The following is a 17863-nucleotide window of genomic DNA, read 5'->3' on the forward strand; positions in this document are numbered from 1 at the left end:
CTGCGGCTGGCAGTCAACACAAATGAAGTCATGACACTGTCTATTTGTATTGCGCAGCTCAATCCTGTGGTTGGGGATGTGAAGGGCAATCTTGCCAAAGCGATTGCAGCGGCAGAATCTGCACACCAACAAGCCCATCAGTTGGTGGTCTTTCCTGAGTTGTTTTTATGTGGCTATGCCGCTGAGGATTTGTTTTTCAGGCCTTCGTTTCTTGAAGACTGTGCGTTGGCATTGCAAGAGTTGATTCAGGCCAGCATTCGATGGCCTGGTTTGCATATCTTGATGGGGCACCCGCAAGCGGTCGATGCCGCCGCACCTTGGCCGCGCGACAGTGATTTTTTGCCACCTGCATGGAATGCGGTCAGTCTGATTTCACAGGCGCAAGTGTTGGCCACTTACCGTAAACAAGCTTTGCCTAATTACGGAGTGTTTGACGAGAAACGTTACTTTGCTAGCAGCACAGTGATGGAGCAAGGGCTAGCAGCAGACCACATAGAAGCGAGCGCTGCGACTGTGGTTGACATTGCCGGTGTGCGTTTGGGGTTACTGATTTGTGAGGATGCTTGGGTGCCGCAACCAGCGCTGCGCGCCAAGGCGGCGGGTGCGCAGGCGTTGGTGGTGGTGAATGCATCGCCTTTTGTGGTCGGTAAACCGCAACAACGAGCCCATATTTTGGCCCAGCGTGCACAGGAAACAGGGCTGCCATTGGTTTACGCCCACATGGTGGGCGGGCAAGATGAGCTGGTATTCGATGGGCACTCATTTGCGTTACAAGCCGATGGCGGCATGGTGGCGATGGCCCCTGGTTTTGAGGAAATTTTGTGGCCGTTGGTATTGATTACTGATAGTGCGAGTGCGCAGCAATGCCGTTGGGCAGACGCGGAAAAAACGCAACCACAGCCATGGGACGATGCCTCATTGCAAGCTTGGCCGCAAATCTGGCAGGCTTTGGTATTGGCCACGCGTGACTATGTGCGTAAAAATGGGTTTGCCCATGTGCTGTTGGGGCTCTCTGGTGGGCTCGATTCGGCGTTGGTGCTGGCGATAGCCGTAGATGCATTAGGCGCTGACAAAGTGCGTGCCGTGATGATGCCTTCCCCCTATACCGCATCGATCAGTCTGGAGGATTCCCGAGAAATGGTGCGTCGACTGGGCGTACAGTATGACGAGATAAGCATTCGAGAGACATTTGAAACTTTCAAACTCAGCTTGGCTGCGCAGTTTCAGGGGCGAGCAGAAGATACCACTGAAGAGAATTTGCAGGCGCGCATTCGCGGTGTGATGCTGATGGCGCTGTCCAACAAATTTGGAGGGCTGCTGCTGACGACGGGCAATAAAAGTGAGGTGGCAATGGGCTACAGCACTTTGTATGGCGACATGTGCGGTGGCTTTGGCCCGCTCAAGGATGTGTATAAATCTGATGCGTTTGAACTGGCGCGTTGGCGCAATAGCTGCGGTGATGCTTATGGCGTTGCCAATCCGATTCCAGAGCGCATCATCACGCGGCCGCCGAGTGCAGAGTTGCGCGAGGGCCAGACGGATCAGGATAGCTTGCCTCCGTATGACATGCTGGATGCTATTTTGCGCTTGCGCATGGAGCAAAACCAATCGCGCGCGGAGATCGTTGCAGCAGGCTTTCCTGAAGACCGTGTGGACCAAGTGATTCGACTGCTTCGCATCAACGAATACAAGCGCAGGCAAGCTGCTCCCGGGCCTAAATTGAGTGCGCGGGTGTTTGGTAAGGATTGGCGCTACCCCATCACCAATGGTTATAGAGGGTGACGGTGCACAGGCCAGGTGCTACGCGCTATTTTTAAATGTCAAATCGCCTGGGTAGATATCCCCCGCACCACAATGGCACGGAGCCGCGCTTGCATGGTAGGAGGCGATTCCGCGTTACTATTAGGTATGCGGGCGCATGCACAGTGCCCGATTTATCTGTTTGACCTATTACAAGAGGCAGGAGTATTCCAATGAGCATGAAACTGATCACCGCCATCATCAAACCTTTCAAACTCGATGAAGTGCGTGAAGCGCTGGCCGATGCAGGCATTACTGGCTTGACCGTGACTGAAGTGAAAGGCTTCGGACGTCAAAAAGGCCATACGGAACTCTACCGTGGCGCTGAGTATGTGGTGGATTTCCTGCCTAAAGTGAAAATTGAAATTGCAGTAACAGAAGACGTGGTCGAGTCCGCTATTGAAGCGATTACGAATGCTGCGCGTACTGGAAAAATTGGTGACGGCAAGATTTTCGTGACCCCTGTGGAACAAGTGATCCGGATTCGCACAGGCGAGCAAAACGAATCTGCCGTCTAATTAGTGTGACGTGCCTGTGGCGGTTGCGCTGGAGTCCCTCAGAAAAAAGCGGATGCAACCTCGATGGCTTTCTAGCTTGCCCGCTTGTTATCGTGATGGAATGCCAAGCTAGAGCGTATTGCGATTAGGTGCGCCCAAGCCGTGGGCGAATTTCAGCGGCATAAGAACAAAAAATTTAGGAGCACAAGCATGGCATTGCCTGCCAAAGTCAACATCATCGACGTGGGCCCGCGCGATGGCTTACAAAACGAAAAGCAATTGGTGCCCGCGCAGGTCAAAACCGAATTGGTGCACTTGTTGCAAACGGCCGGTTTGCGCGAAATTGAAGTGACCAGTTTTGTGTCGCCAAAATGGGTGCCGCAAATGGCTGACAACGCGCAAGTGATGGGGCAAATTCAACGCCGTGACGGAGTGCGTTACTCTGTTTTGGTGCCAAACATGAAGGGCATGGAAGCGGCCTTGCTGACACAGCCTGACGAGATCGTGGTGTTTGCTTCTGCCAGCGAATCGTTCAGTCAGAAAAATATCAATTGCTCCATTGCTGAGAGTATTGAGCGTTTTGCGCCGGTGGTTCAGGCAGCTCATGCGCAAGGTATTGTGGTGCGTGGAGCCATGTCATGCACAGTGGGTTGTCCTTATGAGGGTGATATTGCACCTGCCCAAGTTGAGTATTTGGCGCGTTTGTTGCACGACGTAGGCGTTGATCGTGTTGATGTGGCAGACACCATTGGTGTAGGCACTCCACTGAAAATTCAAAGGGCCCTGGAGGCCACATTCAAGCACTTTGGCGTAGATAACGTCTCAGGCCATTTTCACGATACCTACGGTCAGGCCATCGGCAACACATTGGCCGCGCTTGAATTGGGTGTCTGGAATTTTCAGTCCTCTGTCGCAGGCTTAGGTGGTTGCCCTTATGCAAAAGGTGCAACGGGGAATGTAGCTACAGAAGATGTGGTGTTTATGCTGCATGGCATGGGCATTGAGACTGGGATTGACCTGGATCGGTTGGTGGATGCTGGCTTGTACATCAGTGCCCAATTGGGGCGACCCTCTCACTCGCGCGCAGGTACTGCCATCGCAAAAAAACGCCCTGTGCAAGAGGGGGCAGCAACAGGGCAAATCTGCGCTTGAAACGGCTTAGTGTGTTGCAAAAAATGACTGAACACGACCCGACTTGGCCTCTTGGTGTATTGCGCGTAGCAGAGGCATTGCAAACCTGCGAGCCGGTGGCCGAGCCTTTCATGCTGGAAAGCGATGCACGCACGGCGCAAGAGGCTGCAGATGCTTTGGGAGTTGCCTTAGGGCAGATTGCCAAAAGCGTGGTATTTCGCCGTTTGGCTGATGATGCGCCTGTTCTGGTGATGACTGCAGGGGATCGGCGTGTAGATGAAAAAAAGGTAGCAACCTTAATTGGCCCGGTTGGCAAGGCTGATGCGCAGTTTGTGAGAAGTCGCACGGGGTTTGTTATTGGTGGTGTGGCGCCTGTCGGGCACCTTACTCCCCCTATGGCTCTGCTTGATGCCAGCTTGCAGCGCTTCAGCCGCATTTGGGCAGCCGCGGGGCATCCCCGCGCTTTGGTCGCGTTGTCACCCCCTTTGCTTGAGGCGCTGACGGGAGCGCCGTGGGCCGAGGTGACGGCATGATTGTTGTTTTGTCGCGATTTTTAGTGATGGGCTGTTAACCTCATGGCTTGCGCTTCATCTGATCAACCTCTTTGGGGCGCATGTGCGCCGAAACTCCCGGCCCGCGCATTGTTGCGACTGGCTGAGCATGTACAGCGCAAAGGCATGTTGGCGAAACCGCTTCAGGCCAATTCGCGCAGCTGTACAGAGCAGAGTTCCATACCTTCCCCGTGTATTAATGTATGCACCATGCAGCAGATAGAAGCAGCGCAGCAGGAGCTGTGTTTGGGCTGTTTGCGAACGCTACCTGAAATCGTGGAGTGGGGCAGTGCGTCGCGCATACGCAAGCAGGCCATTTGGTCGGAGGTGTTGGTCCGCATTACAACAGTACAGGCATGGTCTGATGGTGCGCAGCAGCCTATGGAGGGCAGCGCAATGCAATCTGCTATGGCTAAAGCCAACGCAAAGGAGGTAAAGTGAAATCCATTCAGTTTTTCTTTGATTTTGTTTCGCCTTACGCATACTTGGCCTTTCAACGTTTGCCAAAGGTGCTGCAAGGCAGCTCATACCATGTGGCATACAAACCAGTGGTTTTGGGCGGTATTTTCAAGGAGCAAGGCATCACGGCGCCAGCCTCCATTCCAGTCAAGCACGATTGGATACGCCGCCACACCTTGTGGCTTGCGGAAGAGCAAGGCGACCATGCATTTCGATGGCCTGATATACACCCATTCAATAGCGTTGGATTGAGCCGATTGGCATTGGCCTGCAGCGTCCATGGCAGTATCAATCGCTTTACCGCGCAAACCATTTTTGAGCATGTCTGGCATGGTGGCGCAGATCCATTAAGTCCTGCCCGCTTGCAGGCCTTGGAAGTTCAATTGCAAGCGCAACTGGCCCAATCCACTGCCTATCCATTAGGCAGTGACGCCAATAAATTGCTCTTGCGGGCGCTTACGCAAGAGGCGGTTGATGCGGGCGTTTTTGGCGTGCCTGCTTATGTGGTCGATGGTCAAATGTTGTGGGGACTTGATGCCTTGCCCATGTTGAAGCAGTTGATTCAGGAAGAAGAATAGGCCTGATTTGATGGCAGGTGGGCAGTTCAGTCTGTATTGAAAAACCTCAATGCGACTCTCGATAGGCAAGTGCGAAATTTTGGTGTGCAGCCTGTACTGCTTACGATTGCGTGTTTGATTTCCCTCATAAATTTTCGGCCTGATCGCTCGTTGGTTGCATTTAATGGTAGTTCAGCCAGAGTCACGGGCTTTCCATGATGCAAACCTTGGCCTTGCGCGCAACGCACCCTTATGTAATGCGCGATAATCGACAGATCGCCCCAAGATCGACTCAAGAGGTTGTTGTCAGGGCCAGAGATGGTGGATTGATCCTCGCGCCTCTCACTTCTGCGCAGTTGATGCGATTTTTTTTGCCATAGTTTGAGCAACCACGATGCCTGTATACCGATCCAAAACCTCTACTGGCGGCCGCAATATGGCCGGCGCGCGTGCCTTGTGGCGTGCCACCGGCATGAAGGATGATGATTTCTCCAAGCCGATCGTTGCGGTCGTCAATTCATTTACTCAGTTTGTTCCGGGCCATGTGCACCTGAAAGACTTGGGCCAACTCGTTGCGCGCGAGATCGAAGCTGCCGGCGGTGTCGCCAAAGAGTTCAATACGATTGCCGTGGACGATGGCATTGCCATGGGCCATGACGGCATGCTTTATTCACTGCCGAGCCGTGACATCATTGCTGATTCTGTGGAATACATGGTCAATGCGCATTGTGCGGATGCGATGGTGTGTATTTCCAATTGCGACAAGATCACCCCCGGTATGCTGATGGCCGCGATGCGCCTGAATATCCCTGTGATTTTTGTTTCTGGCGGTCCAATGGAGGCGGGTAAAACCAAGCTGGCCAATCCAACGACCAAAACCATAGAGTTCAAAAAACTGGACTTGGTGGATGCCATGGTGATTGCTGCCGATAACCATTACTCTGACGAGCAAGTTGCACAGGTGGAGCGTTCGGCATGCCCAACTTGCGGTTCTTGCTCAGGCATGTTCACCGCCAACTCCATGAACTGTTTGACTGAGGCCTTGGGGTTGTCCTTGCCCGGCAATGGCACGGTTGTGGCTACCCATGCAGACCGTGAGCAGCTGTTCAAGCGAGCGGGACACCGCATTGTTGAGCTGGCCCGCCAACATTACGAGCAGGATGACTACAGTATTTTGCCGCGCTCAGTGGGGTTCAAGGCATTTGAGAATGCGATGACGCTTGATATTGCAATGGGCGGCTCGACCAACACCATCTTGCATTTGCTGGCTATTGCGCGTGAAGCGGAGATTGATTTCACGATGACCGATATTGATCGCTTGTCGCGTGTTGTGCCCCAGCTGTGCAAGGTTGCTCCTAACACCAACAAATACCATATTGAGGATGTGCATCGTGCAGGTGGCATCATGGCTATTTTGGGCGAGCTTGAACGTGCAGGAAAACTGCACATCAATGTGCCAACCATTCATGCCAAAACATTAGGCGATGCATTGAACCAGTGGGACATCGTGCGAACCAACGACGAAACTGTGAGGCATTTTTATTTGGCGGGCCCTGCAGGAATTCCAACGCAAACGGCGTTTAGCCAGAATACCCGCTGGCCAAGTCTGGACTTGGATCGGGCCGAAGGCTGCATCCGCTCTTACGAGCATGCCTTCTCTAAAGAGGGGGGCTTGGCCGTGCTGACAGGCAATATTGCACTGGATGGCTGCGTCGTGAAAACAGCTGGTGTTGACGAAAGCATCTTGGTGTTTGAGGGGCCAGCACGTGTTTATGAAAGCCAAGATGCCGCAGTGACTGGTATTTTGGCTGATGAGGTGCAGGCTGGTGAAGTGGTGGTGATCCGTTACGAAGGTCCTAAAGGGGGCCCTGGCATGCAAGAGATGCTGTATCCCACCAGCTATTTGAAGTCCAAAGGTTTGGGTAAGCAGTGTGCATTGCTTACTGATGGGCGCTTCTCTGGAGGTACGTCGGGGTTGTCTATCGGCCACGCTTCGCCCGAAGCTGCTGGTGGCGGCGCGATTGGTTTGGTCCAAAACGGTGATCGTATTCGCATCGATATTCCTGCCAGAACGATTGATGTGCTGCTGCCAGAGTCAGAGTTGGCCAGTCGCCGTCAAGCGCAGAATGTAAAAGGGTGGAAGCCTGCTAACCCTCGTTCACGCAAAGTCTCGACTGCCTTGAAAGCGTATGCGAAATTGGTAACATCTGCAGACAAAGGCGCTGTGCGTGATGTGACTTTGTTGGACGATTAAGTCGACGTTAATCGCACTTTTGCTTATTACCCACGCGGTTGATGCGTGGTAAACAAAAACCGCTTGTAGAAGCGGTTTTTGTTTTGGTTCTATGAACAGTCCAGTCTTTGATGTAAGGCAGGCGCAGGTTGCCGGAATAGTTTAAAAATAATTGGCGCAATGAAATTGAATTGATATGTTGCGCTGCACAATATTGCCCCATGATTTTACGACCTAAGCTCCACTGGCTGCGCATGCTTTTTGTTTGGCGCGGTTCGGTCTTACCCATCATCATGCCCCAACTGGTGGCAACAACTACGTTTGCGATACTGATTACGCTGCTGCATGGCGCCATCTTGTCGTGGAAGGTGTCATTGAATTTTGTGCCTTTCTCCTTAATTGGTATCACGCTGGCAATTTTTTTGGGGTTTCGCAATAGCACTGCCTATGCGCGGTATTGGGAAGCCAGAACGTTGCTCGGAACGATTCTTGTGGCCGCCCGCAGTTTGGCAGGGCAAGGAATGAGTCTTAGCAGCGATCCACAAGCAGCGAAATCATTAGCGTATCGGCTGTGTGCTTTTTCGCATGCAGTAAAGCACCAATTGCGGGGGACTGATCCGCGAGACGATCTGAGGCACTTTCTTTCTGCAGAAGATGCGCAAAAGGTGCAGGAGTCCCGTTATCCGGCAGCCAAATCCTTGTGGTTCACCAATCAATGGGTGGGTGAAAATTTGCGGCAAGGGAATATCCAGGCTGCAGTGGTTCCCGCGTTGGAGCAGTCGATTGCACAGCTTGGTGCCGCCTTAGGTGGCTGTGAGCGCATCGCCAGTACGCCTATTCCGTTTACGTATTCCGTCATCATCCATCGGTGCATTTATTTGTATTGTTTTTGGTTGCCATTTGGTTTGCAAGACGCGATTGGCTACATGACTCCGGTGATTGTGTGCATCATTGCCTACACATTTTTTGCGTTGGAGGCTTTAGGCGCTCAACTAGAAGATCCTTTTGGAACGGAGTCCAATGATTTACCCCTGTCCGCGATTGCGTATACGGTTGAAGCATCGGTTCTGGAGCTGGTTGGCGAGGCGCCTCGCACGGAACAACCGATGCTGAAGGATTTTGTCTTGCTATAAATGCGCTGGTGGTACACGTAGGTATTCATTCTGATTGCTGGATTTTGTAATCTAGTAGTCAAGCGAACAAACCCAGGAGCGTAAAATCTGGGTTTACACCGTTCGGTGCATTTTGCCTCGAACGCACAGCCCTTGATTTGTTGTTTGACTGTGCATGTTCAACAACACAACACGTTTTCCCACACATGACGATTAATCGCGACACCCTGCATATCATTGACCACCCATTGGTTCAGCACAAATTGACTTTGATGCGTGTCAAAACAGCAAGCACCAATAGTTTTCGCAGATTGCTCAATGAAGTCAGCACGCTGATGGCATACGAAGTCACGCGTGATATGCCTGTGCAAATGGTAGAGATCGAAACGCCCATGGAGTCGATGCAGGCCCCTATGATTGATGGCAAGAAGCTGGTTCTGGTTTCCATTTTGCGTGCTGGCGGAGGCATTCTCGATGGCGTGCTGAACATTGTTCCTGGCGCGCGTGTGGGGCATATTGGTCTTTACCGTGACCCTGCCACTTTGCAGGCGGTGGAGTATTACTTCAAGATGCCTTCCGAAGTTGCAGAGCGCGATGTGATCATGGTCGACCCGATGTTGGCCACAGGCAATTCTATTGTGGCTGCAGTCAATCGCATCAAGGCACTCAAGCCTCGCTCCATCAAATTCATGTGTTTGTTGGCTGCCCCTGAAGGCGTCAAACTCTTGCAGAAAGAGCATCCTGATGTGCATATCTATACTGCATCGTTAGATCGAGAGCTGGACAGCCACGGTTACATTTTGCCTGGTCTTGGTGATGCCGGCGACCGTATTTTTGGCACCAAATAAAGGGTGCACCTCGCTTTTTGTTGAATGCTTTATTCCTACCGGAGCGTGTGATGTGTGATGCCTGTGTTCTGTGCCGAGAGTCAGGTGGACGAGTGGTGTTTAGCGCTTCACAATTTCGATTGATTCATGCGCAAGAGCCAGGTTTGGAAGCGTTTTATCGACTCATTTGGAATGCGCATGTCGCGGAGTGGTCAGACCTGAGCGCTGAGGATCAGGTGCTCTGCATGCAGGCGGTGACGCAGGTTGAGCAAGCCATGCGTGAAGTATTGGCACCACGCAAGATCAACTTGGCGGCATTGGGCAATATGGTGCCGCATTTGCATTGGCATGTGATTGCTCGCTTCGAATGGGATGGGTATTTTCCTGCTCCTGTATGGGCGCAGCCGCATACCCCGCCAGAGCAACTGCCGGTTGCTCAAGTAGACAGGGTGCGCAGATTGCGGGGGGATTTAGAAGCCGCTATGGTCGCCAGGCTGCAGTCGCTCTGAGTATTCTCTGCGAATGCATGATTGGCTCATGTGATAGCCTGTTGGCGGCAGGGTACTGAACCTTTTTTATAGTGATGCGCACAACCCCTTGTGCACAATTTTGATAAGTAGATTTCCATGGCAGGTTTGACGTCGACCACTCCTACGCCCACAAATATCGTGGTGCATGGTACTTCCAGAATTTTGGAGGTTGCCTTTTCCACCGGTGAGGTGTTTGAGCTGCCTTTTGAGTTGCTCCGCGTGTATTCGCCATCCGCCGAGGTGCAAGGGCACGGACCTGGGCAGGAAGTGCTGCAAACGGGAAAACGGCAGGTGGATATCTTGGCTGTCGAGCCTGTTGGGCATTACGCCATACAGCCCCATTTCAGTGATGGCCACCGCAGTGGTATTTTCTCGTGGGCGTACTTGTATGAGCTGGGCCTCAATCAAAGCAAGTACTGGAATGAATACGAAATTCGCATGACGATTGCTGGTGCATCACGCGATGCTTGAGCAGTAATCACATGACTTGAATGATGAGTGCTAGAGCAGCCATTAGATCTGTTTGGAGCAGGCGTTAAGCTGCTGGAGAAAGAATAACGGCCATGATTCCATGGCCATTAATTTGAATAGAAGCATCTCTCGCAGACATGCCTCAGTACAGCTTTCGCTTCTTTAGCGGAAGACCACCGTTTTGTGGCCATTGATCAGAATGCGGTGTTCGCTATGCCATTTGACGGCACGGGCCAATACTTGGCTTTCGGTATCACGGCCGCGTGCAGTCAGGTCTTCTACTGTGTCGGTGTGGAATGCGCGGGCAACGTCTTGCTCGATGATCGGGCCTTCATCCAGATCTGCCGTCACGTAATGGGCTGTGGCACCAATGAGTTTCACACCACGCTCATGGGCTTGGTAATAAGGCTTGGCGCCTTTGAAACTTGGCAAAAAGCTGTGGTGGATGTTGATGGCTTTGCCACTGAGCTTCTGACTCAGATCGTCAGAGAGAATTTGCATGTAACGTGCCAAAACCACCAACTCTGCCTGCTCGGCTTGGATGATCTCGTATTGGCGCGCTTCAGCTTGTGTCTTGGTCGCAGCCGTCACTGGAATATGGTGAAACGGCACGTTGTAGCTGGCTGCCAGTTGGTAAAAATCGCGGTGGTTGCTGATGATGGCGCGAATGTCGATAGGCAGCAGACCACTTTTCCAGCGGAACAACAGGTCATTGAGACAATGGCCTTCACGGCTGACAAACACAACCGTTGGGACTTTCTTCGCGGCATCATGCAGACTCCAGTGGATATTCAGTGGAGGCGCGAATTCAGCCAATGCCGTTTGCAGTTCTGCCAGATTTTTGCCTTCTGCAGAAAACTGCAGGCGCATAAAAAACAAACCTGTCGTCTGGTCGTTGAATTGCGCGGCCTCTTCAATATTGCCGCCGTTGTCGAGCAAAAAGCCAGAAACAGCGTGCACCAGCCCTTTGCGGTCAGGGCAGGAGAGGGTGAGAATGAAGGTGGTAGGAGCGTGATTCATAAGGGCCAATATTGTCGCATTGATTCATGCAGTGTGCTGCATTGCACCACGATGATGCATGCCAATTGCAGGTGCGGTTTATTTGGCTGCGTGCTGTTTGGCGCGGCGTGTGCGAACAGCCTCGGCTAATGCGAGTAGTACCGGTTTGGTTTGTTCAAAGCTGATGCAGGCATCTGTAACGGACACGCCCCATGCCAGCGGCTGTCCTTGTACATGGTCTTGTCGCCCTTCGTTCAAATGGCTTTCAATCATGATGCCTGTGATGCGCGTATCGCCAGCAGCAATTTGCTGCGCTACATCGTAGGACACGTCGATTTGTTTCAGGTGTTGCTTACTGCTGTTGGCGTGTGAGACATCAATCATCACTTGTGGGCGAATTTGGGCTTTGGCAAGCATTTGGCATGCTTCTTCAACATGTGTGGCACTGTAATTGGGCTGTTTGCCGCCGCGCAGAATGACATGGCAGTTGCGGTTGCCTGCTGTCTCAAAAATGGCTGCTTGCCCCATTTTTGTCATGCCCATGAATGCATGTGGTGCACTGGCAGCCAAAATGGCATCGCAAGCGACTTTGATGCCACCGTCGGTGCCATTTTTAAAACCCACAGGGCATGAAAGTCCGCTGGCGAGTTGGCGGTGACTTTGGCTTTCAGTCGTACGCGCCCCAATTGCGCCCCAGCTGACCAGGTCGCTTATGAATTGTGGGGAAAGTAAATCCAGGAATTCCGTGCCAACAGGCAAGCCCAGCTCCAGCACTTCCAAGAGCAGGGCGCGGGCTTTTTCCAGACCTTCATTCATGGCAAAACTGCCATCCATTCGAGGATCGTTGATGTAGCCTTTCCAGCCAACGGTGGTACGCGGTTTTTCAAAATACACGCGCATGACTACGAGCAAGTCGTCTTTGAATGTTTGTGCTTGCTCGTGCAATTGACGGGCATAGGCCAGGGCCTGCTCATGGTCGTGTATAGAGCAGGGGCCAACTACGACGATCAGCCGATCGTCTGAGCCGTGTAATACGTTGGCAATTTGCGTGCGGCTGGACTCGACCAAATCCAAGGCAGCTTGTGGCGCAGGGAGCCATTCTTGCAGCAGTGCAGGGGTGATCAGTGGTCGAATAGCTTTGATAGAGCGGTCATCTACGCGTTTAGCCTCTTCATGGTTGATCGGTGTTGCTTGGCGTGGTTTGTTATTGGCTGTCATGGTGAAATATGTCTGTGTGGGCGCAGGCCTTTTGAAGGCCTGTGCTATTGGGGGGCATGGATCAGGCTTTGCGCCCAAGCATTTTGTGCAAGGTGCCATCTTTCCAGACCCAATGGTGAAGGATGACCATTCCGATATGGCCAACAATGATCAGCAAAAGCAGCCAACCTAGCAGGCCGTGAATGCTGGCGCCCAAGGTTTCGCGTGTGCCATTGATGAATTGCCCAATCGCTGGAGTCGCCGTGCCCGGAGACAAAACAGGAATGGTATTGAACAGGTTGAAGCCGCGTCCTGACGCCCAGGAACGTACGAGTGCAGAGAGTGGAACCAGGAGCATCAACAGGTACAGTGCAGCATGGCCCAAGCTGGCGCAGCGTGCCAGAAATCCTGTGCCATAGGAGGGGCGGCGATGGATGTTGGCAATGGCCCAGATGGCGCGCAAGACCATTAGTACCATGAGCACAAAGCCGACATGCGCGTGAGTACCGAGCAGCCACGAATCACGTGGGTGCAGGCCGAGGGTGACTTTGAGCACCATACCTGTGAACTGCCATAGAAACAGCAGCGCCATGCTCCAGTGCAGGATGCGACTGATACGGCCATATTGAGTAGGGCTGTCAAGCCAAAGCGTGGGGGGGGCTGCAGTGGCAGTCATGGGGAGTAGAAATTGTCAGAGTGAGAAAAATGGTTGGTTGCGGCTCAAGGAATCAGCCTCACCTTGGAAGCTTGGCGATGCTTAAAGTCCAGCATTTTGAAGCAAGAACGCCAACACAATCCCCGCAAACAAGGTAAAGCCTAGCCAATGGTTTTGAGTGAAGGCGCGAAAGCATTCTGCACGCTGGCGGTGGCGGATCAGACGCCAATGCCACACCACTTGCAACCCTGCCAGTACAAGTGCAGCATACCAAGGCCATCCTAGCGAGAGGCTCCATAGGCCCCAAGCCCAGCACAGCAAAAACAGCACGTAGCAGGAGGTCACTCCTATAACATCAAAGCGCCCCAAGGTAATCGCAGAGGTTTTCATGCCGATTTTCAGATCATCGTCTCTGTCTACCATGGCGTATTCGGTGTCGTAGGCGATTACCCAGAACAGGTTGCCCAGCAGCAAAATCCAGGCGGTAGGGGCAATGGCGGCATTGACTGCTGCGTATGCCATAGGGATACCGAAGCTGAAGGCAACGCCCAGCACGGCTTGTGGCATGGAGAAAAAACGTTTGGTGAATGGATATAAAAGCGTGACAAGTACTGCAAAGACCGAGCAATAAATCGTCAGCGCGTTGGTAGTCAATACCAGCGCAAAGGCGGCCAGTGTGAGTGCCAGTCCCACCAATAATGCTTCTTTGACCGAAACACGACCGGAGGTGACGGGGCGGTTAACTGTACGTTTGACGTGACGATCAAAATCCCGGTCGGCTACATCATTGATGCAGCAGCCAGCGCTGCGCATCAAGATGGTTCCCAGCGTGAAGACAACAACTAAATGCCACCCAGGAAAACCATCTGCAGCCAGCCACAATGCGCTTAACGTAGGCCATAGCAACAGTAACCAGCCAGCAGGGCGGCTCCAGCGAATCAAATCCAGATAGTTGTGCAAACGTTGCGTACAGGTTGGCGCAGCAGAAGGGGCGGTGTCCATGAGGTAAGCGAGATGGGATGTTGGAATTGATCTGGGCTGAGCAATGGCTGTTGGTAGGCCGTCTCTTGCGCTCAAACTGGAGGCGCGCCGTTGGCGACTACAGCGGAGGCGCCTTGCGCTTGGGGAGAGGGCAGAGCGCGGTCAAGCGCACGCAGCAGATCGGTCTGGGTGATGATACCTTGCAAATGTTGAGCATCGTCAACGACAGGTACGTGGTAACGCCCACCCTGGCAGAGAATAGGGATGATTTCCATCAGCGGTTGTTGTGGATGGGCAATGACCAGCGATGGCACCATTACATCGCGTACCCGTTGTGGCTGCATGGCATTGTGGAGTGAGGGCTCTTGCGGTGCTGCTGCGGAGGGCGTTTGGTCGGCGCGGCTATTGCCTAAACGAGCCAGTCCAACTATGCTGAGGATTTTTTTACTCCATCCAGTCTGTGTCGCTGGTTTGAGCGTTGGCTGAGATTCCTCGGATGCAGGCGCTGAGTCATCACGATCGCTGGTGTTTGGTGTTGTGGTTGAGACCGTGTTGTGAAGGACGTCAAACCATTGCTCCAAGCCAATGGTGCCTAGCAAGCGATTGTGCTTGTCAACTACGGGCAACTCCCGATGTTTGCCCTGACCGAGCAGGGTGCGCAAGTCATCCAATGGGGCATCGGCAGGTGCGCAGCGGACATTGGTGATCATGGCATCAGCGCAGAGCAGGTCGCCCAAGTGGCGTTGGTAGGCTGCACCGCTGGCAACTTGGAGCAAAGACGTTAAGTCATCGCGACTGATGGCTAACACCTCGTTATAGCGCGCCAACGCCTGGTCCACATCGGATTGGGATACTTGGCCGCGCCCTGATGCAGGGGCGGAGCTGGCTAATTGCCGATAGGGATAGCGTCGGCCAGTCAGTCGGTTGTATGCCGTCCCTACAGCCACTAGTACAACTAAGTTAAAACCTAGGGGAAAGAGCAATATCTCAGGCGCATGCACATGCTTGAGCACCATGTACAGGGCGACGGCAGTGGCTGGCGGGTGTACGGCACGCAGTTGCATCATTGCCAGCACTGACAGTGGTAGCGCAATAGTTGCCGCAACTACGGTATTGCTGAACACGTAGGTACAGCCCATGCCGATAGCTGCGGCGCTGAGGTTGCCTACCAAAATGGCCCAAGGTTGTGCAAATGGGCTGGAAGGCAGGGCAAACAAAATGAATGCTGTGGCGCTGATGGAGGCGCCTTGCCAAAACATTTCCAGTTGGTCATGCGCAACCCACTGGCTGGTGAGTGCGGTGATACATATGGCCAGTGCCATTCCCGCCATGATCCGTGCGCATTCGAGTGGCGTGATGCCTGGAGATGCGGGGCTCAAATCTAAAAGCAGTTGCTTCCAGTAGGGCGGGCGTGGCGGTGTGGATGGCATGGCTTTACGCGCAAGAAGGTGCGCGGCGTGCGGCTGTTTGGGAGTGGCGCATCATTTCAATTGCGCCAAATGGCTAGTTAGACGACGCAATTTTGCCCCTGCTTGGCTGTCTGTTTCATAGCTTTGTGTCACTTCGTCGATTTCCAGCTTCAACTGGCGAATCATGATGTGCTTGAGCACATTGCGGAATTCATCTTCATAGTCCATTTGCGGATGGCTTGCAATCGCCTCAATGTGTGGCAGCAAGCGTTTGAGTGGGCCCGGCGCCGCCGCAAGAATGGCTGGTTTAAGTTGTTCCCAGGATTGGGCACCCTGGTGTTGGAAATGGTCGTCGACAAGACCAAAAAGCATCCCATCTGGGGCAGGTAGGCGGCACAACAGTGTCATGTCTTGCTCGCCAAGAGTTTCCAGTAATGGCATGTGGGCGAGCAAAATGCAGGCGGCGTGTTCTTCGCGGCGAAGGGGGCGTTGGCGCAGCGGCCCTTTGGCGGTAGTCGGTGATGAACGTGAGGCGTCTTTGCTACGGAAAAATTTGCCGCCATCTTTGTCACCACGTCCTTGCCATGGGCCCCGTTGGCTATTTCTGTTCTTCGTATAGCCTGAATCCGTAGCCTGAAACATGCTGTCTGGCAGCATATGCTGCTGCTCGTAAGTGTTCAAGGCTGGTTCGTACCCCTGCATATGCGATAAAGCTCTGCTGTCGTCGTGCTGGGGCAACCATGCTGGCGGTAGGTCGGCTTCATCGTAGGATGCCGGGGCCATCATGTCTTCCTCGCTCCAATAGCCTTGGTCTATGGGTGCTGGTTGTTGCGCATTGATGGGGTAACCGTCGTCTGCAAATGTCGGCGTGGATGGGGGCGCTGGTGCCTGGTTACTCTGGGGCGTGCGCTGGCGATACCCGTTGGATGCATTGGCCGCATGCGCATCCCATAGCATTTGCAGGTCTTCGCGGGCCATTTGTGCTACGCGCGCAATTTCATCGCGCATTTGCAGCTTCAAGGCTCCGGTGGGGAGCAATGCCCACAATGGCCGTGATTGATGTGCCATGCGAGCGCGCCCTTCAGGAGTGGCTAAATTGCAGTCCTGACTGGCAACTTGCAGCAAATATTGGCTAAGTGGCAGGGCCAGTTCGATCTGCTCTGCAAAGGCTTGTTCGCCACGATCGCGGATAAAGCTATCGGGATCATGCTCTTTCGGGAGAAATAGAAAGCGGATGCTGCGGGTATCGGTTGCAAAAGCCAGGGCCACTTCTAGCGCTTTGGCCGCCGCTTTTCTTCCCGCGTTGTCGCCGTCGAAGGAGAAAATAATATGGTCCGTATGCCGCAGCAGCAGCTGAATGTGTTGTTCTGTACAAGCCGTTCCCAAACTGGCTACGGAATTAGCAAAGCCCCATTGCGCCAGCGCAACGACATCCATATAGCCTTCGCACACCAAGGCAAAACCTTTGCTGCGAATGGCTTGGCGCGCTTCATACAAACCATAAAGCTCGCGGCCTTTGTGAAAAATCGGGGTTTCAGGTGAGTTGAGGTATTTGGGCTGGCCATTGCCCATAATGCGGCCGCCAAAGCCAATGCATTCGCCGCGGACATTGCGGATGGGGAACATCAGCCGATCGCGAAAACGGTCATACCTTTTGCCCGTGTCTTCTTTGTAAATGACCAAACCAGCATCCTCCAGCATGGGGTCTGCGTAGTCTGGGAACACGGATGCCAGTGCATGGTCGCCTGTGGGCGCATAGCCCAGTTGAAAGCGGGCTGCAATCTCGCCACTGACGCCTCTGCCTTTGAGGTAAAGAATGGCATCTGGCGCGCGCTTGAGGTGTTCTTTATAGGCTTTGGTTGCTTGGGCGTTGAGATCGGCCAGCGTCTTTTTTTCTTCTTTGCGCTGTTGCCGTTCTGCTGCCTGGGCAGGCGAGACGTTGTCTTGTGGCACTTGCATGCCTGCCAATTGGGCCAAATCCTTGACGGCATCTACAAAGCCCGTGCCGGCGTAATCCATCAAAAAACCAATGGCATTGCCATGTTTTCCGCAGCCAAAGCAGTGGTAGAACTGCTTGCTCGGACTGACGGTGAATGATGGCGATTTCTCTTCATGAAAGGGGCATAAACCCAGTAGGTTGACGCCCCCTTTTTTGAGCGTGACATAACGGCCGACCACGTCAACAATGTCTACGCGTTCGATCAATTCATCAATAAAGGTTTGTGGGATGGCCACGGTAGGAGGCGAGAAACGGTAGGAGGAAGAGCCAAGTCAGCTAAACAGCAGGTAGGTGATTCGCTGTGTTGATGCCATAGGCCCAAGGGGCTGTGGCTGGTAGAAGGGGCCAATTATCCAACTTTCTCAGCTGCGCGCTTTTTCTTGTTCATTGCTCACATTGGGATTTAAACGGGTAATCGGTAAAAGCAGCTGGCTTGAAGACAGGGCCCATTGTTG

At 53.2% G+C, this 17863-nt stretch carries 18 protein-coding genes; 11 read left to right on the top strand and 7 right to left on the bottom strand.

Going from position 1 to position 17863, the window contains the following annotated elements:
• Positions 1–30 precede the first annotated feature (30 nt).
• The 7 genes from E9531_RS06610 to ilvD all read left to right on the top strand — a co-directional run bounded on the left by E9531_RS06610 (position 31) and on the right by ilvD (position 7249).
• The gene (locus E9531_RS06610) at positions 31–1782 is read left to right on the top strand and encodes an NAD+ synthase (RefSeq protein ID WP_136572966.1); all 1752 of its coding nucleotides are present in this window, start codon (positions 31–33) and stop codon (positions 1780–1782) included.
• A gap of 197 nt (positions 1783–1979) precedes the next feature.
• Positions 1980–2318: a P-II family nitrogen regulator gene (locus E9531_RS06615; protein WP_136573088.1), complete on the top strand. Its 339-nt coding sequence runs from the start codon at positions 1980–1982 to the stop codon at positions 2316–2318.
• A gap of 189 nt (positions 2319–2507) precedes the next feature.
• Positions 2508–3449: a hydroxymethylglutaryl-CoA lyase gene (locus E9531_RS06620; RefSeq protein ID WP_136572967.1), complete on the top strand. Its 942-nt coding sequence runs from the start codon at positions 2508–2510 to the stop codon at positions 3447–3449.
• A 23-nt stretch (positions 3450–3472) separates the two neighbouring features.
• Complete coding sequence (locus E9531_RS06625; RefSeq protein WP_136572968.1) at positions 3473–3961, top strand: YbaK/EbsC family protein; 489 nt, start codon at positions 3473–3475, stop codon at positions 3959–3961.
• A gap of 144 nt (positions 3962–4105) precedes the next feature.
• Positions 4106–4420, top strand: a complete 315-nt coding sequence (locus tag E9531_RS06630; protein WP_136573089.1) for a DUF1289 domain-containing protein — start codon at positions 4106–4108, stop codon at positions 4418–4420.
• Positions 4417–5016 (top strand): 2-hydroxychromene-2-carboxylate isomerase, encoded by a 600-nt coding sequence (locus E9531_RS06635; RefSeq protein ID WP_136572969.1) that lies wholly within the window; start codon positions 4417–4419, stop codon positions 5014–5016. The genes E9531_RS06630 and E9531_RS06635 overlap by 4 nt, the downstream gene beginning before the upstream one ends.
• Positions 5017–5389: 373 nt before the next feature.
• On the top strand, positions 5390–7249 hold the full coding sequence (gene ilvD / locus E9531_RS06640) for a dihydroxy-acid dehydratase (protein ID WP_136572970.1): 1860 nt from the start codon (positions 5390–5392) through the stop codon (positions 7247–7249).
• Between the two features lie 7 nt (positions 7250–7256).
• On the opposite strand, the gene E9531_RS17615 is transcribed toward ilvD, so the two are convergent.
• Entirely contained in the window at positions 7257–7517 is a 261-nt protein-coding gene (locus E9531_RS17615; RefSeq protein WP_170181415.1) for a hypothetical protein, read from the bottom strand.
• Between E9531_RS17615 and E9531_RS06645 the strand changes: the two genes are divergently transcribed.
• The 4 genes from E9531_RS06645 to E9531_RS06660 all read left to right on the top strand — a co-directional run bounded on the left by E9531_RS06645 (position 7483) and on the right by E9531_RS06660 (position 10168).
• On the top strand, positions 7483–8361 hold the full coding sequence (locus tag E9531_RS06645; protein WP_425293566.1) for a bestrophin family protein: 879 nt from the start codon (positions 7483–7485) through the stop codon (positions 8359–8361). The genes E9531_RS17615 and E9531_RS06645 overlap by 35 nt on opposite strands.
• A gap of 185 nt (positions 8362–8546) precedes the next feature.
• Positions 8547–9188, top strand: coding sequence for a uracil phosphoribosyltransferase (gene upp / locus E9531_RS06650; RefSeq protein WP_136572972.1), 642 nt, complete (start codon positions 8547–8549; stop codon positions 9186–9188).
• Between the two features lie 50 nt (positions 9189–9238).
• On the top strand, positions 9239–9676 hold the full coding sequence (locus E9531_RS06655; protein ID WP_136572973.1) for an HIT family protein: 438 nt from the start codon (positions 9239–9241) through the stop codon (positions 9674–9676).
• A 117-nt stretch (positions 9677–9793) separates the two neighbouring features.
• On the top strand, positions 9794–10168 hold the full coding sequence (locus E9531_RS06660) for a gamma-butyrobetaine hydroxylase family protein (RefSeq protein ID WP_136572974.1): 375 nt from the start codon (positions 9794–9796) through the stop codon (positions 10166–10168).
• A gap of 162 nt (positions 10169–10330) precedes the next feature.
• Here the strand turns inward: E9531_RS06660 and purU are convergent, their stop codons facing one another.
• The 6 genes from purU to dnaG form a co-directional block, all read right to left on the bottom strand.
• On the bottom strand, positions 10331–11188 hold the full coding sequence (gene purU, locus E9531_RS06665; protein WP_136572975.1) for a formyltetrahydrofolate deformylase: 858 nt from the start codon (positions 11186–11188) through the stop codon (positions 10331–10333).
• Positions 11189–11266: 78 nt separating this feature from the next.
• Positions 11267–12385 carry a 3-deoxy-7-phosphoheptulonate synthase gene (locus E9531_RS06670; protein WP_136572976.1) on the bottom strand — a complete coding sequence of 373 codons (1119 nt, stop codon included), beginning with the start codon at positions 12383–12385 and terminating at the stop codon, positions 11267–11269.
• A gap of 61 nt (positions 12386–12446) precedes the next feature.
• Positions 12447–13040, bottom strand: coding sequence for a cytochrome b (locus E9531_RS06675; RefSeq protein WP_136572977.1), 594 nt, complete (start codon positions 13038–13040; stop codon positions 12447–12449).
• Positions 13041–13121: 81 nt separating this feature from the next.
• Positions 13122–14021 carry a 4-hydroxybenzoate octaprenyltransferase gene (gene ubiA / locus E9531_RS06680; RefSeq protein WP_136572978.1) on the bottom strand — a complete coding sequence of 300 codons (900 nt, stop codon included), beginning with the start codon at positions 14019–14021 and terminating at the stop codon, positions 13122–13124.
• A gap of 71 nt (positions 14022–14092) precedes the next feature.
• Complete coding sequence (locus E9531_RS06685) at positions 14093–15430, bottom strand: HPP family protein (RefSeq protein WP_136572979.1); 1338 nt, start codon at positions 15428–15430, stop codon at positions 14093–14095.
• Between the two features lie 51 nt (positions 15431–15481).
• Entirely contained in the window at positions 15482–17644 is a 2163-nt protein-coding gene (dnaG, locus tag E9531_RS06690; RefSeq protein WP_136572980.1) for a DNA primase, read from the bottom strand.
• Between the last annotated feature and the right edge of the window lie 219 nt (positions 17645–17863).

The organism is Lampropedia puyangensis, from assembly GCF_004833285.1.
Lineage (GTDB): Bacteria > Pseudomonadota > Gammaproteobacteria > Burkholderiales > Burkholderiaceae_C > Lampropedia > Lampropedia puyangensis.